Origin of the sequence: Lentibacillus amyloliquefaciens, assembly GCF_001307805.1 — a bacterium.
GTDB lineage: Bacteria > Bacillota > Bacilli > Bacillales > Amphibacillaceae > Lentibacillus > Lentibacillus amyloliquefaciens.
On record NZ_CP013862.1, the window covers coordinates 222,682 to 244,566 of the forward strand.

The following is a 21,885-nucleotide window of genomic DNA, read 5'->3' on the forward strand; positions in this document are numbered from 1 at the left end:
TTTTTATCTGAATTGGCATTAAAGTAAACGCTCTTGAAAAATGTTTGAAAAATGTTCAAACAATTCCGATTAAAAATATGTAAAAGGTGGTATAATATAAGTAGTACAGCAAAGGAGTGTATAATATGCGACCAAGATTTCAAAATTTTGAAGAACTGGTTAGGCAAAATAAACAAGAACTATGGGAAGATGAATTAAAAATCAACCCAATTGAACAGCGCCTTGATAAAACAGAAACCAGTCAAGATTCTGATAAAATGGATTCTGTATCACGATAACCCTATAATATCATAAAGTGAATTTTGGAACCATTTTCAGATTTAATAAGAAAAGAGAGGGGCATCCTGAATTGCCCCCTCTCTTATTGGTATTTAAAGTCGTTTGAACAGTATATGATTTTCAAGTGCATGTGCTGGAATGTATCGTTTTCAACTTACCTTATGTGATTGAACTTACACCGAGCATAAACGTTGTGGCGCGATGGCTATCACTTATTGTGAAAATGCTTCCCTTCTTTTTTGGCATGAGCTTAGTTGGATTATGATAACGGCACCTAAAATGCATGCCATCCCCAAGAGCTGTACACCGGAAAATGCCTCCTGAAAAATAAACACGCCGATCAATGTTGCAACAACCGGCTCGACCGTTGTCAGGATCGAAGCTTTGGATGCTTCTGTCTGGTTGAGTCCGTATGTATAAATGATATAGGCAAATGCTGTAGGCAGAAAACCGAGTCCTACAGCGTAAAACAATACAGCCGGATCTGAAAGCAGCGGTAACTTTTCCTCATACGGGAAAAAAGGAACTAATGAAACGGCAGCCACAATAAAAGTATAAGCGGTAATACTTAAGCTGGTATATTTTTTTAGCGCAAATTTACTGAAAATACTATAGAGGGCATAGCCAAAACCTGAGCCCAAGCCGAATAAAATACTTCCCAGCTGAAACGTGTTCAGATCCAGGGGAATCAGCCCGACTACAAGCGCGCTGCCAATAAGCGTTATAACTAAGGCAGAGATCTTGGGTTTTGTTAATGGCTCCTGAAACAATAAAAATGATAGCACGGTAACAAATGCCGGACCGGTATATAAGAGTGCAGTCGCTGCCGGAATGGTTGATAAATCAATCGCCGTAAATAAACAAAAATTAAAGAAGACAATACTGAAGATCCCTGTCCCTATAAAATATTTCAGATCGGAAAAGGAGCTCAGTTTTAGCTTGTTTGGGGAAGCGAGCAATAAAAATACAATGATTAAAATCGCTGCTGACCATACGCGAAGTGTCACGACTTCCATCGGTGTAAAACCATAGGCGTACAAATTCTTGACATACCAGCTAATCGTCCCCCAAAGTGCGGCGCCAAGTATAATAAAAATAAATGCCCTGTTCAAGAGAACCCCCCCAATCATACAATATTGTCATTATATCAAAGAGCAGCCGGGTATAATACAGAATTGATTTGTTTATATTGAATAATAAGAAAAAATGGGGGTGAATTAAATGCTGAATGGGCAAGCGGTGTATGAGTGGGGGATTTCGTTAGTTGAGAAAATTGATTTTTCATATGTTGTGTTGTTCATGATAGCTGCCGTTACATATTATCTGATACGCCCGGTCATTATCTGGCTGATTACTTCTCAAGCAATCAGACTATTAAATTATGTTATGACCAGCTTTATCATCCTTTTATTCTTAATGGGAGGAATTGCTCTGACGGCCATTTTTCAGCTGCAATTGCTTGAGGCTGCATTACATAGTCTCGCGGCCTTTGGCGGTTGTTTGGTGATCGCGCATCTTCTTAAGTTTGTCTTTCAGAAAAAAATAAAGCGCGCATGACAAGTGCGCGCATCTGCATTATTCGTCGTCTTTTACGCCATATTCGTCCTGCATCTTTTCATACCATTCAAACAATACTTTCGCTTGTTCAGTAGGCATTGCCTGTGTGGAAGGGGCTAACGAGCTGATCTTTTCTTGTTCACCGGGGGTCAGTGATTCGTACGCGTCTTTTAGCGTATGAGTCTGCATGGCCTGTTTTTTAAGTTCATAAAGAAAGTTCTCCATTTCAACGGTCATACCGATACCTCCCTTTAGTGATTGTATTACCCTCTTTCAGGCATTCATTAAACCGGAAAGCAAATGGGGTCAAGAGCCTTCTAACGTGAGTTCCTTTTGGGTTTGGTCGGGGGCCATTCCATTTTTCCAAGAGATGAAGGTGTAAAGTAGGAAGACCTGTACTTTTTTCTGTTAGGTTTGTTTTGAACCCTTTTGGGCGGATGCCAGTTTATGTAGCGGTAGACCAGTTTTTTAGCCTGTGAAAGTGACATCTTTGTTGAAGGGTTCCGGTAGTTTTGATCCAGCTTGCCTAAATGCTTAAGTTCTCTGAAGTCGTCTTTCGTCGGAGGGATATGAAAAAAATACGTGTCCACTTTAACTAAAAGCGTCGAATGCTGGTTGCTGAACTTTGGATTGTCTGAGTAGTGCAAGCCAACTTTCTCGGCGCGTTTTTCTTTTAATAAGCGGTTGATTGTTTCTTTTTTAAGAAAATAGAGATGTTTGGGGTCGGGAGCTGTTTTTGCGTGGCGGTTAATGGTGAAAAGCGCCTTGCCAAGCTCATCAAGTGGAATTGATTCGTTTTCAGGCATTCAGCTGAGTCTCCTTTCTATTATAATAATTTTTTGTGTGTTTCTATCGTACCTTATAGCCTGTCCTATTTCAATTAAAAACAGAGCGGGCAAAAACCCACTCTGTCATATTACATCATATCCTGAATATCTTCTACTATTTTTTCCATATTAGCAGCTTTTCGGCCATCGTAGTTTTTGATGGCGTTGCCTTCAGGACTCACGATGAAAAAGCTTGTGCCATGCATGATCTGGTCTGAATCAGGAAGCTGTTCGACCGCTGATTTAAACGATTGAATCGAGAATTCCTTGATAGTGTCGAAGTCATAGCCTGTCAGCAAATTCCAATTTTCAAATGAGCCGCCGCGGGCTTCTGCATAAGCTTTTAATGTTTCCGGTTTATCACGTTCCGGATCGACACTGAATGAAACAAGCTCAACATCGTCCTGCAGACCGGCTTCATCCAATTGGTCCTGCAAACTAGCCATGTTGGACGTCATTGGAGGGCAGACCGTTGTACAATTGGTAAAAATGAAATCTACGACCCAAAATTTACCATCAAGGTCACTTTTGCTTATTTCTTCGCCATCCTGGTTCGTAAATGTAAAGTCTTGTACTTTATATGAAAAATCACCGTTATATTGATCACCGCAAGCCGCTAAAAATAATAAAAATGCTAATAGCAGGAATAACCGTATAAATTTGACCATCATTTTCCTCCTAATAAGTACTTATAATGATTTTAGCATGGTTGCCGGATAAAAACTATGAACAAACTGTTACGAAATTAATCGGTAGGAGTGAATCTGCACTTACTGCTCAGCTTTTAGCGTGAAGACATGAATTTCCGGCTTGCATAAAAACCTGTAAGGTAGCCGTGTCGTGCCGATGCCGCGATTGACATAAAGTGTCAGTTTGCCGTTTTCTAATGTATGCTTGCCCTCGACATATTTTTCTGCATAACGTGGGGTATACAAATGGCCAATAACAGGCATGCGTACTTGGCCACCATGACTGTGACCCGAAAGCTGAACATCAACAGGAAAATGAACGGTGTTATCGGCATAGTCAGGTTCATGCGAGAGAAGCATCGTGTATAAATCCGGATCGGCGTCGGCTAAAGTCGTTTGCAGATCAGGACTGCCAAGCATAACGTCATCAATCCCCGCCAGGACAATTTGTTTACCATCAATTTCAATTTTAATATGTTCGTTTTGCAGCAGGTTAAAACCGGCGTTGTCCATAACTTTTTTCACTGTATCCGTTCCATAACCGCCGTGATCATGATTTCCATAAATCCAATGCTTACCGTGTTTTGCCTGGAGCTTTTGAAGATGCTTAACAAGATCATCATTTCCCCAATTGTAGTTGTGAGGTTCATCGACCAAATCACCGGTAAACAAAATTAAATCAGGATTATGGTTGTTAATCGTTTGAATCAGTTTTGCCAACTGGTTGGTTGAGTAGTGAAAGCCTACATGTGTATCTGAAAACTGTATGATTTTAAAGTTATTGAATGCATCGGGAATTTTGCCTGAGATAAGCGCTTCTTGTTTGATATCGAGCATATCCGGCTCTATTTCCCGCGCGTAATAATACGTACCGCCGCTTAGGCCGATAAAAGCAAGCAAACTTCCGATCGACCGCTTTAGAAATGTGCGTCTGTTCATATATGTCTACCTCTTTAGAAATAATAAGCACCACGTTTCTATAATACCTTATTTTCAAATCGGGTGAAATATAAGAACAGTAAAATCCGATTATAAATAAACTGCAAATATTTTGACTTTTTTGTCAGTAAAAATTATGATAGTTGATAGAGGGTCAGCTTACAGGGGGAGAAGAAATGGAAAATCAAGTGATTATTGTAACAGGTGCTTCGAGCGGCATGGGCAAATATATGGCAAAAAAGTTTGCTGACGAAGGCGCTGATGTGGTTATAACAGGCCGTGATCAAGACCGGCTGCAGTTAACAAAAGAAGAAATGGAAAAAACAGCGGCAGGTGAGCTACATACGATTTCGATGGATGTCCGCAAACCGGATGATGTTGAAAGAATGGTAAAAGAGACAATTGACCGGTTTGGAAAGATTAATCATCTGGTTAATAATGCTGCCGGGAATTTTATTGCACCAGCTGAAGACTTATCCATTAATGGCTGGAATGCTGTTATTGATATTGTATTGAACGGGACCTTTTATTGCAGTCATGAAGTCGGTAAATATTGGATAAATAATGGCATTAAGGGTTCGATTCTCAATATGGTTGCGACATATGCCTGGAGAGCCGGAGCGGGTGTTGCACATTCTTCTGCTGCTAAAGCGGGCGTGCTTAATCTGTCGCGTACTTTGGCAGTAGAATGGGGAAGTAAATATGGTATTCGTGTTAATGCCATCGCACCCGGACCAATTGACCGGACCGGCGGCGCAGGGAAATTGTTCGAATCGCAAGAAGCGGCTGAAAGAACCGTTAATTCCGTGCCATTGAACCGATTGGGTGAACCGGAAGAGATTGCAGACTTGGCATACTTCTTACTATCGGATAAAGCTGCATATATTAATGGTGAAGTCATCACAATGGATGGAGGCCAATGGCTTAATTCACAGCCGTTTTAATACTTCGGTTAATAAAGAAGCGTGCAGTTGATGTAAACTGCGAAGTACTATAAAAAATGTTTGAGTGCTATGAGACCGCTCCGGAAATACACGCCGCGCACCTTAGGGCGGCTGGTGAGCCTCCTCGTGCTCGTCGCACTGCGGGGTCTCACCTATGCCTCCCGTCCCGCAGGAGTCGTCGAGTATTTCCTCCGCTGGCGCCGCGCTTTATAATCTCATTGTTTTGGTGCTTAACTAAACCTCAGTTATGAATGTTGATTGGAGTGGAGGGCAGTCGACACCTGCGGGAAAGCGGGCGACTTAGACCTGAGCAGGAAGCGGTTTTCTTCCGAGGAGGCTGAAGCGTTGCCCTAAGGTGCGCGACTGCCCGGAACGGAAATCAACATAGCAAATACTTCGCAGTTTATAGATTTTGTAACCAAGAACAACCTTTAGAAGACAGTTTTCGCAAATGAATGTTTATAAAAATATACAGGGATCCGGGGTTAAACGATGTTTCCGGATCCTGTTCTATGGTAAACTATATAAGTAGTCAATATATAACTGACTCCTTAACGATTGGGGACTTAAAAAGGAGTGTCTTATATGAGTGCAACACAGGATAAGAAGTTAACAGATATTGTAGTTGAAGATTTGATGATTTCTTCAGAGAAGGTGGCTCACGTCCAGGTTAATAATCCACTGGAGCATGCGCTGCTTATACTTGTGAAATCAGGATATTCAGCAGTGCCCGTATTGGATTCGTCCTATAAGCTTGTTGGAACCATCGGCAAGACGAGAATTTTAAATACGGTGTTGGGACTGGAACGATTTGAAATGGAGAAGCTATCTGATATAAAAGTGGAAGAAGCGATGAATCCGGATATTCCTGCTTTATCTAAGACTGATTCATTTATGGAAGGCTTGAAGGTAGTCATTAATTATCCCTTTGTATGTGTTGCGGGTGAGGATGGCTATTTTGACGGTATTCTGACGAGAAGAGTTATATTAAAGCAATTGAAACGTGATTACTATACTTTCCAGACAAATGCATAATTCTGCTGAAGTGTGCTTTCTAATTCAGGTGTTTAGCCTACATACTGCTTTATTCTTTGGGCAATCCTAAAATTATAAAGGTTTGCACCAAAGGAGGTATGGAAATGGCGCGAATTGGTGTGGAAGGATCCATGACCGATGTGAAGGAAAGATTGGCTGAAATGGGCCATGATGTCGTTGATTTGCACTCGGAAGATGATACGGCCTATTGTGATTGCTGTGTCATTACCGGGCAGGATAAGGATGTTATGGGAATGTCAACTGCAAGTATTGCCGGTCCTGTCATAAATGCAAATGGCTTCAGCGCACAGGAAGTGTGTGACATGGTACAAGACAAGTTAAACAGAGAGCAATAAGAAAAATTCTGCTGCCACCTCCTCTTTTCAGAGGTCAGAATCCGGAAGTCAGAATTAAAGAAATCGGCGAATCAGCCGAGTTTTAAAAAAGAATGATATACTTTCTTGGGTTATAAAAAAAGCTTCGGTTTGAATTCAAACCGAAGCTTTTTTATTTACTGTTTCATCTGTACAGCAACTTGCTGTGGAAATGGCGTTTCAATGCCAGCATGATTAAAGGCTTCTTTAATCGATTTCCGCATGGCTCGTTCGCACTCCCACTGAAGACCATTTTCAGTCTGGCCGACAACACGCAGCACGATATCGGTTGAGCCGAAACTTTGCACCCCAATTGCATCAGGGCCTTCTTTGAAGCGCTCATCTTCTTTGAAACCTTCACAGACTTCCTCCAGCACTGTAATGGCCTTATCAATATTGTCATTATGCTGGATGCTTATATCAACAAGCGCACGCATATTTCCGCGGGTGTGGTTGGCAACCCCTTCAATATAGCGGTTTGGCACATAATTCAATGTTCCGTCAAAACTGCGGATTTTTGTGGTCCGTAACCCGATTTCTTCAACAATGCCATCATAGCCCGCAGTCGTCGCATAGTCATCAATTTCCAGCTGGCGTTCCAGCAAAATAAAAAAACCGGTAACAATATCACTGACAAGACCCTGGGCACCAAAGCCGATGGCCAGTCCAATAATACCTGCGCCTGCCAAGAGCGGTCCAAGTGGAATGCCAAGAACGCCGAATAGCATTAAAATAAGCACAAAAAACATCACATAGGAAAAAACGTTTAATAATAATTTTTCCAATGTTTTAACCCTTGATGGGGATAATTTTTGGTTCGACCCCGCTTTGCGTAACGTCTTTTCGATTATTTTTTTGCCAATGGGGACCAGAATAATAAATGCCAGAATCATTAAACCAATTTGTAAGACAACTGGTACGATACTGCTCATTAAGCTGGCCAAATCAATATTAATGCCAAAAATGTCCATATGTAATCTCCTTCCAATTTCTTTTGAATTTGACACGAACCGACAATGCTAATTTACCCTCTCTTTCTCAACTTAAACTTAACGATTTTCAGTTACAGGAATAACCCCTCGGGCATATACAATAATGAAACCATTTTACCGAAACAGATGGAGGTTATACATGTGAGATTGAGAGATCATATGCCTGAGCTAGATGGAGGAACGGGTTGCATAAACTCTAAGCTCTTATCAAAAATGGATCTGAGCGGAAAGATACCGGTCTTAATCTATTTTTGGTCTGTCAGCTGTGAAACATGCAAAAAAGCAATTCCTAAAGTGAATGAATTCTGCAATAATTATGACGGTCGATTAAATATAATAGCCCTTCATATGCCACGAACAGAACGCGACCGGGATTTCGAAGCGGTGCGCCGGGCTGCTAAAGAACACGACATATCACAGCCAATTCTTGTCGATAATGATCATAAACTGACAAATCAATTTAAAAACAGATATGTTCCTGCATATTATTTATTTGATCAAAAGGGCAGGCTGAGGCACAAACATTCCGGAAATGGTGGTATGCAAATGCTAGAGAAACGCATCAACAAAATTATCACAGAAACAAGTTAAAATGCAAGTTCATGCTTCTGCCGGAGATGGCAGATTTTTTTTGCACCCATTTTTATTTAAAAATTTTAAAAAAATCAGCAAAACATATGGTAATTTATTTCGGAACCCGTTATATTAGATATTACGAAAAGACATCGGGGAGGAAGACCTAATGATTATTTTCAAAAAACTTAAACAATTTTACTGGCCATATAAAAAATACTTATTCACGTCAATATTTTTCCTGATTTTTGTCGTGGCCATTACAGTTGTTTACCCTATTGTGCTGCAGTTAACGATTGATGAAGTTGTCCTGCAGGAACGTTATTCATTGATTCCTTATATTGCAATTGGCTTCTTTTTGATTATGCTTATAAAAGCAATTGCTTCATTTTTTCATCAGTATATGGGGGACTTGTTTGGCATAACAGCTGTTTATAAGCTTCGGGAAGCATTATATGAAAAACTTCAAGTCTTGTCGTTTAAATACTATGATAATGCAAGGACTGGGGATCTGATGTCCCGTAAAACAACTGATGTGGAAGGATTCCGCAACTTCCTTTCATTTGGCATCTCTGATCTCATTGAAATAACGCTGCTTATTCTATTCAGTCTAGGGGTTATGTTTTATTATTCATTGCCGCTTGCCATAATTACGATGGCGGCGATGCCATTTTTAGCCATCGTTGTTTACAAATTTGATAAGCGGGTTCACCCGGCTTTCAGAGGTATCCGCAAATCATTCGGCAGGTTGAACACCCGGGTGCAGGAAAATATTAGCGGTATGAATACAGTGAAATCATTATCAAAAGAGGATTTTGAAGTCGGCCGTTTTTCTGACAGCAATGATAATTACAGAAAGAATTATTTATTCACCTCAGGTATTTGGGCAAAGTACTTCCCGGTGATGGAATTCATTGGAAATATCTGTGTCGTGCTGCTTTTGGCTTATGGCGGTTTTCTTGTTATTAATGACGATCTTAGTTTGGGTGCACTTGTCGCCTTCTTCAGTCTCGTATGGTATATCATGGGCCCGCTGATGAACTTGGGATTTGTCATCAATATGTTTTCACAAGCAAAAGCATCGGGGGAAAGGCTCCTGGAAGTGCTTGAAGCAATAGAGGATGTACGGGAGAAAGAAGGGGCAATTGATACAGCAATCGCTGGCCATGTCACCTTCAAAGATGTGACATTGACGTATATTGAAGATGATGATAAAGCACTTAAACATGTCATGTTCGATGCACCACCGGGAACAGTCATCGGTCTAAGCGGTGCAACCGGGTCAGGCAAAACAAGTATTACGCAACTGATTCCGCGTTTTTATGAACCTGAAAAAGGCGAGGTTCTGGTGGACGGGAGGCCTGTTGCCGATTATAAGCTGACAACTCTTCGTAAACACGTTGGATTCGTGTTGCAGGAATCTTTTTTGTTCTCAACCACCATCAGGGAAAACATCCGCTATGGCAATCCGGAAATACCGGAAGAGGAAATTATCGATGCAGCCAAACGAGCTCAGGCACATGATTTTATTATGGAAATGCCGATGGGCTATGACACGATGCTTGGAGAACGCGGAATGGGACTTTCCGGCGGACAAAAGCAGCGCATAGCCATTGCAAGGGCAATCTGCATCAACCCAAGTATATTAGTGCTGGATGATGCGACATCAGCTGTTGATATGGAAACGGAATTTAAAATCCAGCAAGCCTTAAAAGAAGTTATGAGAGGGCGGACCACCTTCATTATTGCTCATCGCATTTCATCATTGAAACATGCTGATGAAATTCTTGTCCTGGAGGATGGCGAAATCGTTGAACGCGGCACACATGATGAATTAGTGCAGCATAATGGACCATATGAGCGCATCTATAATATTCAGTATCAGGACCGGGAGCATATTATGGAACCGGCAACATAGAAAGGAAGAAGTCACATGGCAAATAAGAAAACACATGAAAATCGGCATTTAAAAAGGTTTTACTATACCGTTGATCACGCCGTGGAAAAGCCATTCAACTGGCAACAAATGTGGCGGTTATTAAGATATTTGAAGCCATATTCCAAAACATACTTGCCCGGTGCCTTTATAGCGATGATGGTTTCAACTGCGGTCCGTTTAATTGTACCGATTCTGATAGGGAAAGTTGCTTTTGATATTGTGATCGCCCATGAAGATACGACGATGCTCACATATATGGTCATTGGTATTGGACTTTTATACCTGCTGAGTTATATTGGCAATGCCTTTCGTATAAAATGGGTCAATATATTGGGGCAAAATGTTATTTATGATCTCAGGCAGCATTTATTTTCACACATACAGCGTCTGTCACATCGGTTTTTTGATTCACGTTCAGGCGGATCGATTATCGTTCGGATTATGAATGATACCAACTCCCTGCAGGAACTGTTTACAAACGGGATTATTAACCTGCTGATGGATATTGTTACACTGATTGGAATCATTGTTATCTTATTGGTGCTGAGTCCGAAGCTGGCACTGGCCATTATGGTTATTCTTCCGATTATGTTCTACATTTCAACCAAGCTCAGACGAAATATCCGGCGTTCATGGCAGGATGTGCGTATTCAGCAATCCCGTATGAATTCACATTTGAATGAGAGCATTCAAGGGATTCGAATCACTCAATCTTTCTCACAGGAAACGGCGAATGAAGAATATTTTGACGGGGTGAATACCGATAACTTCAAGAGCTGGCGCATTGCAACGAAAAAGAGTGCAATGTTCGGGCCGTTTGTTGAAATGAGCAACGCGCTTGGCACTATTATTCTGATAGCGTATGGCGCCTATCTTATTTTGCTGGGCGAGGCAAATGGGGGCATAGCCATCGGAACTTTCGTGTCGTTTGGATTTTATGTGGGCATGTTTTGGGAACCGATCTCACGACTCGGGCAAATGTACAATCAGCTGCTGATGGCGATGTCTGCATCAGAGCGTATTTTTGAGTTTTTGGATGAAGAACCGAATGTAGTCGATAAAAGGGATGGCGTTGATTTGCCTGAGATGAAGGGTCACATTGCGTTTGATCACGTAAAATTTTCGTATGATACAGAACGGACGGCTCTGCATGACATATCGCTGAGCATTCAAGCGGGGCAGACGGTAGCGCTGGTAGGACATACCGGAAGCGGGAAGTCGACGATTGCCAATCTGATCAGCCGTTTTTATGACCCGACAAAAGGGGCCGTTAAGATTGATGGGCATGACGTGCGGGATGTCAGGCTGCAAAGTTTACGAAGTCAGATTAGTGTTGTGTTGCAGGACACATTTATTTTTTCCGGCAACATTATGGAAAACATTCGTTTTGGCCGTCCTGATGCCACAGATGAGGAAGTGATGGAAGCGGCAAAGGTCGTTGGTGCTGATGATTTCATACAGCGTCTGGCGAATGGCTATGAAACCGAAGTGGAAGAACGCGGCAACATTCTATCAGCAGGTGAACGTCAATTATTATCATTTGCCAGGGCATTACTCGCAGATCCGAAGATTTTAATTTTGGATGAAGCAACCGCCAGTATCGATACGGAAACTGAAGTAAAAATCCAGACAGCATTAAAAAGGCTGCTGAAAGGGAGGACGGCGATCATGATTGCACACCGCCTGTCAACAATCAGAGAGTCGGATAATATCTTTGTACTTGAGAACGGTAAAATATTGGAGAACGGGAATCACGATGAACTGATGAACCAGCAAGGCGAATATTTTGAACTGGTGAAATCACAATTTCAGATGCTTGATGCGATGTAGATTAAGAAAACTGAAAGCAGCCGCTTTCAGTTTTCTTATAGAATCCTTTCATAAATATTGTTGCTCTTTAATCCTCGCAGTTGATATAAAGTGCGAAGTACTATAATAAATGTTTGATTCAATGAGACCGCTTCGGAAATACACTCCGCTTTCCGCGGGCGGTTGGTGAGCCTCCTCGAACTCCGTTCTGCGGGGTCTCACCGATACCTCCCGTCCCGCTGGAGTCTTCGTATATTTCCTTCGCTAACATGGCATTGATTGGAGCGGAGGGCAGTCGACTCCTGCGGGAAAACGGGCAGCTGAATCTGAGCAGGAAGCGATTTTTGCTTCCGAGGAAGCTGAAGCGTTGCCCTAAGGTGCGCGACTGCCCGCAGCGGAAATCAACACTGTCACTGTTGTGCAGTTTATGGGTTTTGTGTCAAAAGCAATAATCTTTTAGAAAAAAGCCTCTTACAACATATCCTGTTCAATCTGTTTCATCTCATACAGGTAGCCTTTCTGTTGCATCAGTTTTTCAAATGTGCCTGATTCGATGATACTCCCTTGATCCATGACGATAATCTGGTCCATTTGATCCAGGTTAGTCAGCCGATGACTGATCAGAATGAGCGTATCATTTTTAGCTTGTTCAAACATATGCTTATAAATCATCTGCTCAGTCAATGCATCTACCGAAGATGTCGGCTCATCAAGGAGCCATAGGTTTGCATCTTTGAGTAGCACCCGTGTTATTGCCAGACGTTGTTTTTCGCCGCCTGAGAGGTTTTCTCCTTTTTCATAGACAGCATCATCCAGTGAAAAAGAACTGAGCCCAACTTTTTCCAATGCCTGTGCCATGTCCGTGTCAGTTAAATTGTCTTTAACAAGCAGCAAGTTGTCTCGAATGGTACCAAAAAAGAAATGGTTTTCCTGCAGAACGACATTTGTGTTACGCCAAATCGATTCCTGTTCAATTTGCTCAACAGGTAAATGGTCAATCAGGATATTCCCATGGTCTTTAATGCTCATTTTTAACAGCAGCTGCATCAGTGTCGATTTACCGGAGCCGCTTGGACCGACGATTGCGGTCTTTGTGCCGGGTGCTATAGTCAAGTGAATATTTTTTAGCGCCGGCCGGAGTTCGTCCTGGAATGTAAATGAAACATCATCCATCACGATTGGGATGGCATGGTTCGCTTGCAATGTCTCCATTTCATGTTCGCTTAAGTTTGTTTCATTGCTATCTTCAACGACACCGGACAATCGTTTTTGTGCTCGTTTACTGTCCTGATAGTGAATAGGAAAAGCTGCCATTGGAGCGGCATCTTCAAAAACTGTCAGCGAAATCATCACAAGCATCGCCAGCAAAATCCCCTCAAGCTGTCCTTCGATGACAAGATAGCTCCCCAGCGCCAGAACTAACCAGGAAATAAACAATGTTACGAATGAATTGACCGATTCGCTGTACAGCTTATTAATATTTTCCGTTTTCTGCTCACGAATATAGGCATCAGATGACTGAATAAGTTTTTGTTCTTTTTCATTAAGTTTCTGATAGATTTTCAGGTCGCGAAAGCCATGCAGAAACTCAGTAGCTTCGGTTGATAATGTGCCTCTTTGAAACCGCACCTGGCTGTCAATCTTCATTTGTCTGTATGCAAACAATGCAGGGATGACGAGTCCTGTCAGTATAAGCCCCGCCAAAAGGACAAGGGCGATATAAAATGAGAAGAAAGCCGTAAACAGGATCGTGCTTAGAAATACTAATGCCAATACGATGGGCGGGTAAAAGACTCTTAAAAAGAAATTCTGCAGTGTTTCAACATCACCGACAATACGGGATAAAAGATCACCGCTTCGGTATTTATGAAAGATCTGCGGTGCCAACGGTTCAAGTTTTTTAAAAAACGTCACCCGCAAATTGCTTAAAATCGTAAAGGTTGCTCTGTGGGAAAAGTAGCGTTCAGCATAACGTGCGATCGCTTTGGTGACCCCGAGAAGCTTAACCGTTGACGTTATAACAATCAATGTATAAAAAGGAGGCGTCAATGCGGCTTTTGAGATCAAGTAGCCGCTTGCCGCAAATAGTCCGACAGCGGTAATGCCTGCGATAAAACCGAACAGAATTGAAAGAAGTATATCTTTCTTCTCAATCATCATTAGCCTGATAATCACCATCAAATCTTTCATTCCGCCTTCCCTCCTTGCTGAACGGTGACCATCTGTCGGTATTCCGGAATATGGTCAATCAGCCTTTGGTGGGTGCCTTCTGCTATTAATATGCCATCTTCAAGAAAGAGTATTTTATCAGCGTGTTTAATCGTATGGAGCCGATGGGCAACCGTAATCACCGTCGCATCTTTTCCCAATTGTTTAATGGATTGCTGTAAAATGCCTTCTGTATAAAGGTCCAACCCTGTTGTTGGTTCATCAAACAGAATGATAGCCGGTTGTTTCAAAAAAGCTCTGGCAATTGCCAAGCGCTGCATTTCACCGCCTGAAAGTCCTCGGCCGCCCTCGCCGATTGGCGTATCATACCCTTCCTCAAGTGACTGCACCATTTCAGCTACACCTGCTGCCTCAGCTGCCCGTTCAATTTCCGCGCGGCTGGAGTTAGGATCCCCTCCGAGGGCAATGTTTTCCGCTATTGTCCCTGAAAAAATATAGGGGTGCTGAGAGATATAGCTCAACTGATCAAACCAGTCGCGTTCTCTGTAGTGTGTTAACGGTGTTCCGTTAAGTGTTATTTTTCCATTCGAAGCAGGAAGGAGGCCGGCGATTAAATGCAGCAGTGTCGTTTTGCCTGATCCGCTTCTGCCTACAATGGCAATCTGTCCGTATTTGGGAAGATTGGTACTAATTTGGTTTAATGAAAACTGTCCTTCTCCATATTCGAAACTGACGGTATCAAGATCAATGGTTGGGGGCATTTTGTTTGAAGACAGCATTTGATCGCCCCACTGAACAGGCTGATCCTTCTCTTCTAAAGCTGCTATCACTTTATTGGCTGCACCCATGCTTGTGCGCCCATTGTGAAATGAACTGCCAAGCTGCTTCAGGAAAGAATAAAATTCAGGTACAAGCACTAATATAAAGAAAGCCGTAAAGAAAGTAACCCGTTCATAAATTATCATTTGAATGGCCAACTCAAGCGCAACAAGACCAATACTGAGCATTGAAATTAGTTCCAGCATAAACGATGACATAAACGCAACTTTTAAAATCTCCATGGTGGCATCACGGAAGTTCAGACTGCTTCGTTCCAGAGCGTCTTGTTTATCCTTTGCGCGGGAAAACAATTTTAGTGTTGTGAGCCCTTGCAGTGTATCAAGAAAATGACCGGCAAATGCGGTCATTTTTTCCTGCTGTTCTTCTGATTTTTTCTTTGTTCTCATGCCAATAATTATCATAAAAATCGGGATGAATGGGGCTGTAATGATCATAATCAGCCCCGTGTTTACATGCTGGGTAAACACGATAACTAAAATGACCAGCGGGATAATCGACGTTTGGATGAGCTGTGGGATATATTCACTGAAATAGCTGTCCATCTCATCGATTGAATCAAGCAGTATACTGATTTTTCCGCCGGACTGTCCTTGAGCTGATTGTTTAATGGGGGTGTCTCTAAATTTATGCAAGAGAGCTTTCCGGTAGTTTGCTTTCACATCTGCAGCCATTTTAACCCCAATATGACTATTCGCATAAGAGGTGATGGTTCGAAGCAATAAAGCAGCGAGTAACCCTATAAGCACCCATATGATACCTGAAAAATTCACCTGTTTCAGAAATACTGATTCGACAGCAGAAACAAGGAAGTAGCCCTGAAATATCAGGGCTGCTGCTGTTATAACAGACAGGATGAACAAGATGGCTATTGGACGTTTATAATGGAATGTTAATTCTCTTAAGCTGTTCATAGCATTTCAGTCTCCTAAGAACGATATCGTAACAGCTATTTTTTCCCTTTTACATACTCAGCATCGAATAAAAATAGCTTTATTAACAGGATCAATGATGGAATTAAGAGCAGCAGGCCACCGATGAATGCCGCCACAAGCGCTATTCCCATTGATGGGTGGGTGGCGCCGTCGTATATTCTGATAAAAGGATCAAGGATATACGGGTAATGGCCTATCCCATAACCGAAAAAGGCGAAAAAGTATTGCAGCATGACACTGATAAATGCGAGACCGTAGTTTTTCCCGAGATAAAGCAGCCATGTTGCTGCCATAAAAAATGCCACTGATAGCCCGAACATCCACCATAAATCGAGCATGTTTTGATAGTGTCTTTCATTATGCTGACTCAAAAAGATAAATGTGGTCAATGCAGCAATGATGGATGGTGTACTCCAAAACAGGGCAAACTTGCGCACGAGGTTCAGTGCCGGATAGTCTTTGGCACGACTTGCGTAGAACGTTAAAAAGACTGCACTGATAAACAGAACCGATACAATAGATAAGCCCACAACACTCCATGACAGGGGACTTGTAAACAATTCCTGGTACTGGAGTGAAACCACACCGTTCTTTTCTACGATAAACCCGCCTTCGGATAATGTCAGGGCCACCGATAAGGATGCCGGGATCAAGAGACCGGTAGCCCCATATAAAAATGTATAAACTATACTTTGTTTGGAGCCATAATTTTCGAATGCATAGAAGCTGCCGCGAATGGCCAGCAAAATAATGGCAATGCTGCCGGGAACTAATAGAGCTGATCCGTAATAATAGGCGGAATCCGGAAAGAACCCGACAATACCGACAAAGAAGAAAACAAAAAAGACGTTTGTCACTTCCCAGACGGGCGAGAGGTACCGTGATATAAGCTGATTGATAATGTGATCCTGTTTGGTGACTTTAGCGTAATAGGCAAAAAAGCCGGCACCAAAATCAACTGAAGCTACGATCAGGTAACCATACAGGAAAATCCATAATACAGTGATGCCGATTATTTCATAACTCATGATTCATCACCCTTTTTCACAGATGGATATTGTTTTTCCAATTCTTCTTCAGCCGGGTTATCCTTGAAAATTTTACGCAGTGTCACAATGGATAAAGTACCCAGTACGATATACAGGGCAAGGAAAAGGAAAAACATCAGCCCAATATGCGGGGAGGAAGTAGCTGCTTCTTCCACGGTCATATATCCCCTTATAATCCAGGGCTGTCGTCCTTCTTCGGCATAAATCCAGCCGAATTCAATTCCGAGCATGGCTAATGGACCACTCAATACGATGAGTGAAAGCATTCCTTTATTGTGTTCATTACGTTTTTTCAGTTTGCTTAAGAAGAAATATAATAATGCTATCGCCGGCAGAAGGAAACCAATGGAAACCATCAGGTCAAACATGTAGTGGACCCAGAGCGGCGGCCACTCCTCCTCAGGCACTTCTTCCAGTCCTGTCACTTCTGCGTTGAAATCACCATACGCGAGAAAACTTAAGAAATTAGGGATTCGGATTTCTCCGATTGCTTCATGTGCATCGTTCAGCCAGCCAAATAAAATCAGGTCAGCACCTTCTTCGGTTTCAAAGTGCCATTCTGCTGCGGCAAGTTTCTCCGGCTGGTGTTCTGCAAGAAATTTGGCTGATGAATCACCAGCGATTGCTGTTACAACAGCAAAGATGAACGTCAATGTCAACGTCAATTTCAATGCTTTTTTATAATAGTCGCTCGTTTTCTTTTTCAAGATCATAAAAGCTGTTATAGCAGCAAGTATAGCGGCACATGTTAAATATGCCGAAGATAAAACGTGAAACACTTTGGTTGGGGTTGCCGGGTTGAGCATGGCTGCCAGCGGGTTAACCGCTGTAAATGCACCATCTTCTACGGCAAATCCTTCAGGTGTGTTCATAAATGCGTTGACCATTGTTATAAAGACGGCTGAAAATCCGCCGCCAATAATAATTGGAAGTGAGAACAACCAGTGGATATATTGGTTTTTGAACCGGTCCCACGTGTACAAATAGATGCCGAGGAAAATCGCTTCAAAGAAAAATGCGAAAACTTCCATAAATAATGGCAAGCTGATGACGTTTCCGGCCACTTGCATAAAATTGGGCCATACCAGGGACAGCTGCAAACCGATAGCCGTTCCGGTAACAACACCAACGGCTACTGATATGACGAATCCGCGGGCCCAGCGTCTGGCCAGCATCCGGTAATGCGGATCTTTCTTTTTAATTCCTATAAACTCGGCAATGGAAATAAGAAGGGGAATACCAACGCCCAGTGTTGCAAATATAATATGAAACCCAAGTGTCATAGCAGTAAGCAATCTGCTCATCAGAACTGTATCTAACTCCATTTATGTAGGCCTCCTTAATTGAAATGCATCGCAAATGTCATATTTATAATTTCGGATTGTGTAATTGGCTCTTTTCGTCAATCTTGTTGCGATTCAATCTCGCAGTCGATGTAAACTGCGACGTATGACAGGATTGATTTCCGCTGCGGGCAGTGTATTTCCGGAGCGGTAGACGATACACCAACTTACACCTAAAGTTACGTCGCAGTTTATGGATTTTGAGTCAAAAACAATAATTTTTAGAAATCAGCTTTACTAATTATCTCCAGTCATACGTCCAACAGGTAGTTTTCCCTATATGGATAGTATAAAACACATCAACTCAACCTCAAACAGGTATCTGTGACATTACAGTGAAACCTTTGTCTCAATATCTTTACAAAGCAAGTAGAAAATTAGTCTGCAAATTAGTGCCAGAACTGACACATTGTGATAAACTGTGAACAAAATCGCTTTATGGAGGAACAGGGATGAAACGAGACTATGCAGTAATCGGCTTAGGCCGTTTTGGCGGCAGTATTTGTAAAGAACTCAGTGCAGAAGGCAGACAAGTTCTGGCCATTGATTCAGATGAGGATCGAATAAATGAATTTAAAAATATTGCATCCCATGCTGTTATGGCTGATTCGACGGATGAAGCAACCTTAAACGAATTAGGCATCAAAAATATTGATCACGTAATCGTCGCGATAGGTGACAATATTCAGGCGAGTATATTAACGACAGTCGTCTTAACAGATCTTGACATTAAAAAAATAACGGTAAAAGCTCAAAATGATTATCATGAGAAAATTTTAAACCGAATTGGTGCCCATCAGGTGGTTCACCCCGAACGGGATATGGGAAAGCGGATTGCACATAATATTATATCCAACAATATTTTGGATTATTTGGAGGTCTCAGATGATCACAGCATTGTTGAAGTGAAAGCAGGCGGAAAGATGCGCGGCCACAGCTTAGCTAATCTGGATGTCAGAGCAAATTATGGCTGCAACATTGTAGCGATTAAGCGTGATAAAGACATTAATGTCTCTCCGGCAGCTGAGGAGGTGCTTAGAGAGGAAGACATCCTGATTGTTATCGGGGCTGACAAAGATATATCACGATTTGAAAAGCATCTTGTTATTGATTAGACATGAAATAGGGAGGTATTTCCCATAAGAATGGGCATGAAAAGTTAACTTTTCATGCCCATTTTATTAGCTTTTTTCCAATTGTTCTTGTCTTTATATTTCCATAATAATCGGTAAAATCATTGGTCTGCGTTTCGTTTTTTCAAAGAGGAATGGTGCGATTGTATCGGTTATTTCATTTTTGATTTCAGACCATTGACTTGTTCTGCGTTCCATTACTTTTTCCAAGTGTTTTGCGACCAGTTTCTGGGCTTCGTTAATTAAATCTTCGGATTCCCGCATATAAACAAAGCCGCGCGAGATGATGTCAGGTCCTGATGCTATTTTGAATTCTTTCATGTTGATACTGACAACGACCATGACAAGGCCTTCTTCAGATAGAATTCGGCGGTCACGCAAAACGATATTCCCAATATCGCCAATGCCGCTCCCATCTACGTAAACGGATCCCGATGGGGTTTTCCCGGCAATCATGGCATTGTCACTCCCCAGTGCCAAAACGTCACCATTGTCCATGACAAAAGAGTTATTCGGATCAATGCCGCATGCTTCCCCAAGTTTGAGATGTTCCTTTAACATACGATATTCGCCGTGGATCGGCATGAAATATTTTGGCTTCATCAGTCTGAGCATCAGTTTTTGCTCGTCCTGGCTGCCATGGCCTGACGTGTGGATATTGCTTAATGGCCCATGAATAACATCTGCTCCGGCACGATAAAGCTTGTTGATAGTTCGGCTGACACTCACGGTGTTTCCAGGAATTGGTGATGATGAAAAGACCACTTTATCACCAGGTATAATTTGGATTTGGCGATGTGTGCCATTGGCTACCCGGGACAGTGCGGCCATTGGTTCCCCCTGTGAGCCTGTACACAGGATGGTCACTTTATGGGCAGGCAGACGGTTGATCTGGTTCGCATCGATAAATGTATCTTTAGGCGCCTGGATATATCCAAGTTCCTGACCGATACGGATGGAAGATTCCATACTACGACCGAATACAGCAATTTTACGGTCATGTTTAACCGCCGCTTCGACAACTTGCTGCAAGCGATAAATATTCGATGCAAATGTTGCAAAAATCAAACGGCCATCGACTCTGCTGAATATATCATGGATGTTTTCGCCAACAACTGATTCGGACATGGTGAATCCTGGAATTTCACTGTTTGTACTATCTGACAGCAGACAAAGTACGCCTTCTTTGCCTATTTCCGCCATCTTGGTTAAGTTTGCAGGGTCGCCAACGGGTGTGAAATCAAATTTGAAATCACCGGTATGGACAATGTTGCCTGGTGGTGTTTTAACAACAATACCATATGAGTCAGGAATACTATGCGTTGTACGGAAAAAGGAGACGGATGTTTTACGGAATTTGATAACATCTTCTTCTTGAATTGTGTTTAACTTGGCATTTCGCAACAAGCCGTGTTCTTCCAGTTTATTACGGATTAATCCGACTGCAAGTTTACCGGCATAAATCGGCACATTAATTTCACGCAGCAAATAAGGAATCCCTCCGATGTGATCCTCATGTCCGTGCGTTATGAACAATCCTTTTATTTTATCCTGGTTTTGGATCAGATAGGTGTAATCGGGAATGACATAATCGATACCCAGCAATTCATCTTCGGGAAACTTAATTCCTGCGTCGACGAGGATAATTTCATCCTGGAATTGGATACCATAAGTGTTTTTTCCGATTTCACCAAGACCGCCTAATGCAAAGACAGCTGTCTGGTCATTTTTGACGAACTTCATGCGTCAGACGGACTCCACTTCAAATTGATCGGATTGTTTTTCATAAGCCAAATGTGCATCATCCAATTTTTGGATATATTCGATATTAATATTATAGTTGCGGTCTGCCAGTTTTTGACGTACTTTTCTTTCGGAGTCTGCTTCGACATATAAACTGTTTGTTCGCTCGCGAACGGGTATTTCTTCAGGTAATTCCTGATATAAAACTTTAAAAATCACTATTATCTCTCCTAACGTTTCATTTATTCTGTTTAATTTTCCGTATTCCTGTTCAATGATTGTTTTGTTATCCATTAAAAATAACGGCAAACAGCATGTTTAAACAGCGGATTGAACTGTTTGTCATCCGCGTGTGCTGCCTTTAGCGAACGTTATCAAGATTAATGAATTTGTCCGAAACCACCAAGGATATGCATAAGCCTTCCATAGTAAATAAACGGACAGGCATGATCAATCGCCCGGTCACTCGGGTAACATTACCTCCCATCAGAAGAAGGGGATAAGCTTTCCGTGTGAACGGGCATCACCCGATTCTTTCCTGCAAGATAGCGTTAGTCTTCGTGATATTCCTTTTCAAAAGTTGTTGGTACACGTCCTCTGCCAAGAAAATCCTTCCAGCGTTTTTTTAGCTTTTCTCTCAGGCGTTTTAACATGAGATGGACATCTCCTTTTTAGACTTTTAAGAAAAGCGATAAAAACGTTCTGCCGATCCAATCCCT

The 21,885-nt window shown here is 42.1% G+C and carries 21 protein-coding genes; 9 read left to right on the forward strand and 12 right to left on the reverse strand.

Going from position 1 to position 21,885, the window contains the following annotated elements; all coding sequences use genetic code 11:
* Positions 1–125: 125 nt before the first annotated feature.
* Positions 126–278: an FbpB family small basic protein gene (locus AOX59_RS19445; protein WP_156418611.1), complete on the forward strand. Its 153-nt coding sequence runs from the start codon at positions 126–128 to the stop codon at positions 276–278.
* Positions 279–491: 213 nt separating this feature from the next.
* On the opposite strand, the gene AOX59_RS01105 is transcribed toward AOX59_RS19445, so the two are convergent.
* The gene (locus AOX59_RS01105; protein WP_068440616.1) at positions 492–1,391 is read right to left on the reverse strand and encodes a DMT family transporter; all 900 of its coding nucleotides are present in this window, start codon (positions 1,389–1,391) and stop codon (positions 492–494) included.
* A 109-nt stretch (positions 1,392–1,500) separates the two neighbouring features.
* Between AOX59_RS01105 and AOX59_RS01110 the strand changes: the two genes are divergently transcribed.
* Positions 1,501–1,836 (forward strand): hypothetical protein, encoded by a 336-nt coding sequence (locus AOX59_RS01110; protein WP_068440619.1) that lies wholly within the window; start codon positions 1,501–1,503, stop codon positions 1,834–1,836.
* A gap of 18 nt (positions 1,837–1,854) precedes the next feature.
* Here AOX59_RS01110 and AOX59_RS01115 read toward each other — a convergent pair whose 3' ends face one another.
* The 4 genes from AOX59_RS01115 to AOX59_RS01130 all read right to left on the reverse strand — a co-directional run bounded on the left by AOX59_RS01115 (position 1,855) and on the right by AOX59_RS01130 (position 4,291).
* A complete protein-coding gene (locus AOX59_RS01115; protein ID WP_068440622.1) occupies positions 1,855–2,073 on the reverse strand; it encodes a hypothetical protein in 219 nt (72 codons plus the stop codon).
* Positions 2,074–2,153: 80 nt separating this feature from the next.
* The gene (locus AOX59_RS01120) at positions 2,154–2,642 is read right to left on the reverse strand and encodes a YkyB family protein (RefSeq protein ID WP_068440624.1); all 489 of its coding nucleotides are present in this window, start codon (positions 2,640–2,642) and stop codon (positions 2,154–2,156) included.
* Between the two features lie 110 nt (positions 2,643–2,752).
* A complete protein-coding gene (locus AOX59_RS01125; RefSeq protein WP_335338767.1) occupies positions 2,753–3,334 on the reverse strand; it encodes an SCO family protein in 582 nt (193 codons plus the stop codon).
* Between the two features lie 99 nt (positions 3,335–3,433).
* Entirely contained in the window at positions 3,434–4,291 is an 858-nt protein-coding gene (locus AOX59_RS01130) for a metallophosphoesterase (protein ID WP_068440632.1), read from the reverse strand.
* A gap of 176 nt (positions 4,292–4,467) precedes the next feature.
* Here AOX59_RS01130 and fadH point away from each other — a divergent pair, with 176 nt between their 5' ends.
* The 3 genes from fadH (at position 4,468) to AOX59_RS01145 (ending at position 6,626) form a co-directional block, all read left to right on the forward strand.
* Positions 4,468–5,235 (forward strand): 2,4-dienoyl-CoA reductase, encoded by a 768-nt coding sequence (gene fadH, locus AOX59_RS01135; RefSeq protein ID WP_068440635.1) that lies wholly within the window; start codon positions 4,468–4,470, stop codon positions 5,233–5,235.
* Between the two features lie 585 nt (positions 5,236–5,820).
* Positions 5,821–6,270, forward strand: a complete 450-nt coding sequence (gene cbpB / locus AOX59_RS01140; RefSeq protein ID WP_068440638.1) for a cyclic-di-AMP-binding protein CbpB — start codon at positions 5,821–5,823, stop codon at positions 6,268–6,270.
* A 104-nt stretch (positions 6,271–6,374) separates the two neighbouring features.
* Positions 6,375–6,626 carry a YkuS family protein gene (locus tag AOX59_RS01145; RefSeq protein ID WP_068440641.1) on the forward strand — a complete coding sequence of 84 codons (252 nt, stop codon included), beginning with the start codon at positions 6,375–6,377 and terminating at the stop codon, positions 6,624–6,626.
* 155 nt (positions 6,627–6,781) lie between these two features.
* On the opposite strand, the gene AOX59_RS01150 is transcribed toward AOX59_RS01145, so the two are convergent.
* Positions 6,782–7,615: a mechanosensitive ion channel family protein gene (locus tag AOX59_RS01150; protein WP_068440645.1), complete on the reverse strand. Its 834-nt coding sequence runs from the start codon at positions 7,613–7,615 to the stop codon at positions 6,782–6,784.
* Positions 7,616–7,777: 162 nt separating this feature from the next.
* Here AOX59_RS01150 and AOX59_RS01155 point away from each other — a divergent pair, with 162 nt between their 5' ends.
* The 3 genes from AOX59_RS01155 (at position 7,778) to AOX59_RS01165 (ending at position 11,978) form a co-directional block, all read left to right on the forward strand.
* Positions 7,778–8,227, forward strand: a complete 450-nt coding sequence (locus AOX59_RS01155; RefSeq protein ID WP_068440647.1) for a redoxin domain-containing protein — start codon at positions 7,778–7,780, stop codon at positions 8,225–8,227.
* 151 nt (positions 8,228–8,378) lie between these two features.
* Complete coding sequence (locus AOX59_RS01160; RefSeq protein ID WP_068440650.1) at positions 8,379–10,127, forward strand: ABC transporter ATP-binding protein; 1,749 nt, start codon at positions 8,379–8,381, stop codon at positions 10,125–10,127.
* 15 nt (positions 10,128–10,142) lie between these two features.
* On the forward strand, positions 10,143–11,978 hold the full coding sequence (locus AOX59_RS01165) for an ABC transporter ATP-binding protein (protein ID WP_068440654.1): 1,836 nt from the start codon (positions 10,143–10,145) through the stop codon (positions 11,976–11,978).
* 450 nt (positions 11,979–12,428) lie between these two features.
* Here AOX59_RS01165 and cydC read toward each other — a convergent pair whose 3' ends face one another.
* Genes cydC through AOX59_RS01185 form a run of 4 tightly spaced genes read right to left on the reverse strand, consistent with a single transcriptional unit; the run spans position 12,429 to position 18,272 of the window.
* On the reverse strand, positions 12,429–14,147 hold the full coding sequence (gene cydC, locus AOX59_RS01170; RefSeq protein WP_068440657.1) for a thiol reductant ABC exporter subunit CydC: 1,719 nt from the start codon (positions 14,145–14,147) through the stop codon (positions 12,429–12,431).
* On the reverse strand, positions 14,144–15,877 hold the full coding sequence (gene cydD / locus AOX59_RS01175) for a thiol reductant ABC exporter subunit CydD (protein ID WP_068440659.1): 1,734 nt from the start codon (positions 15,875–15,877) through the stop codon (positions 14,144–14,146). Before cydD ends, cydC begins: the two co-directional genes overlap by 4 nt.
* Positions 15,878–15,912: 35 nt before the next feature.
* Positions 15,913–16,926, reverse strand: a complete 1,014-nt coding sequence (locus AOX59_RS01180) for a cytochrome d ubiquinol oxidase subunit II (RefSeq protein ID WP_179946417.1) — start codon at positions 16,924–16,926, stop codon at positions 15,913–15,915.
* Entirely contained in the window at positions 16,923–18,272 is a 1,350-nt protein-coding gene (locus AOX59_RS01185) for a cytochrome ubiquinol oxidase subunit I (protein ID WP_068440666.1), read from the reverse strand. Before AOX59_RS01185 ends, AOX59_RS01180 begins: the two co-directional genes overlap by 4 nt.
* 470 nt (positions 18,273–18,742) lie before the next feature.
* Between AOX59_RS01185 and AOX59_RS01190 the strand changes: the two genes are divergently transcribed.
* Positions 18,743–19,405 (forward strand): potassium channel family protein, encoded by a 663-nt coding sequence (locus AOX59_RS01190; RefSeq protein WP_068440669.1) that lies wholly within the window; start codon positions 18,743–18,745, stop codon positions 19,403–19,405.
* Between the two features lie 93 nt (positions 19,406–19,498).
* Here the strand turns inward: AOX59_RS01190 and rnjA are convergent, their stop codons facing one another.
* Complete coding sequence (gene rnjA, locus AOX59_RS01195) at positions 19,499–21,166, reverse strand: ribonuclease J1 (RefSeq protein ID WP_068440672.1); 1,668 nt, start codon at positions 21,164–21,166, stop codon at positions 19,499–19,501.
* Positions 21,167–21,169: 3 nt separating this feature from the next.
* The gene (locus AOX59_RS01200; protein ID WP_068440675.1) at positions 21,170–21,385 is read right to left on the reverse strand and encodes a DNA-dependent RNA polymerase subunit epsilon; all 216 of its coding nucleotides are present in this window, start codon (positions 21,383–21,385) and stop codon (positions 21,170–21,172) included.
* Positions 21,386–21,885 lie beyond the last annotated feature (500 nt).

Coding starts and splice junctions, on each gene's coding strand:
- cydC (WP_068440657.1), bottom strand. CDS start 14,147: ATGAAAGATTTGATGGTGATTATCAGGCTAATGATGATTGAGAAGAAA.
- AOX59_RS01185 (WP_068440666.1), bottom strand. CDS start 18,272: ATGGAGTTAGATACAGTTCTGATGAGCAGATTGCTTACTGCTATGACA.
- cbpB (WP_068440638.1), top strand. CDS start 5,821: ATGAGTGCAACACAGGATAAGAAGTTAACAGATATTGTAGTTGAAGAT.
- AOX59_RS19445 (WP_156418611.1), top strand. CDS start 126: ATGCGACCAAGATTTCAAAATTTTGAAGAACTGGTTAGGCAAAATAAA.
- rnjA (WP_068440672.1), bottom strand. CDS start 21,166: ATGAAGTTCGTCAAAAATGACCAGACAGCTGTCTTTGCATTAGGCGGT.
- AOX59_RS01110 (WP_068440619.1), top strand. CDS start 1,501: ATGCTGAATGGGCAAGCGGTGTATGAGTGGGGGATTTCGTTAGTTGAG.
- AOX59_RS01165 (WP_068440654.1), top strand. CDS start 10,143: ATGGCAAATAAGAAAACACATGAAAATCGGCATTTAAAAAGGTTTTAC.
- AOX59_RS01150 (WP_068440645.1), bottom strand. CDS start 7,615: ATGGACATTTTTGGCATTAATATTGATTTGGCCAGCTTAATGAGCAGT.
- AOX59_RS01130 (WP_068440632.1), bottom strand. CDS start 4,291: ATGAACAGACGCACATTTCTAAAGCGGTCGATCGGAAGTTTGCTTGCT.
- AOX59_RS01125 (WP_335338767.1), bottom strand. CDS start 3,334: ATGATGGTCAAATTTATACGGTTATTCCTGCTATTAGCATTTTTATTA.
- AOX59_RS01120 (WP_068440624.1), bottom strand. CDS start 2,642: ATGCCTGAAAACGAATCAATTCCACTTGATGAGCTTGGCAAGGCGCTT.
- AOX59_RS01115 (WP_068440622.1), bottom strand. CDS start 2,073: ATGACCGTTGAAATGGAGAACTTTCTTTATGAACTTAAAAAACAGGCC.
- AOX59_RS01145 (WP_068440641.1), top strand. CDS start 6,375: ATGGCGCGAATTGGTGTGGAAGGATCCATGACCGATGTGAAGGAAAGA.
- fadH (WP_068440635.1), top strand. CDS start 4,468: ATGGAAAATCAAGTGATTATTGTAACAGGTGCTTCGAGCGGCATGGGC.
- cydD (WP_068440659.1), bottom strand. CDS start 15,877: ATGAACAGCTTAAGAGAATTAACATTCCATTATAAACGTCCAATAGCC.
- AOX59_RS01160 (WP_068440650.1), top strand. CDS start 8,379: ATGATTATTTTCAAAAAACTTAAACAATTTTACTGGCCATATAAAAAA.
- AOX59_RS01190 (WP_068440669.1), top strand. CDS start 18,743: ATGAAACGAGACTATGCAGTAATCGGCTTAGGCCGTTTTGGCGGCAGT.
- AOX59_RS01180 (WP_179946417.1), bottom strand. CDS start 16,926: ATGAGTTATGAAATAATCGGCATCACTGTATTATGGATTTTCCTGTAT.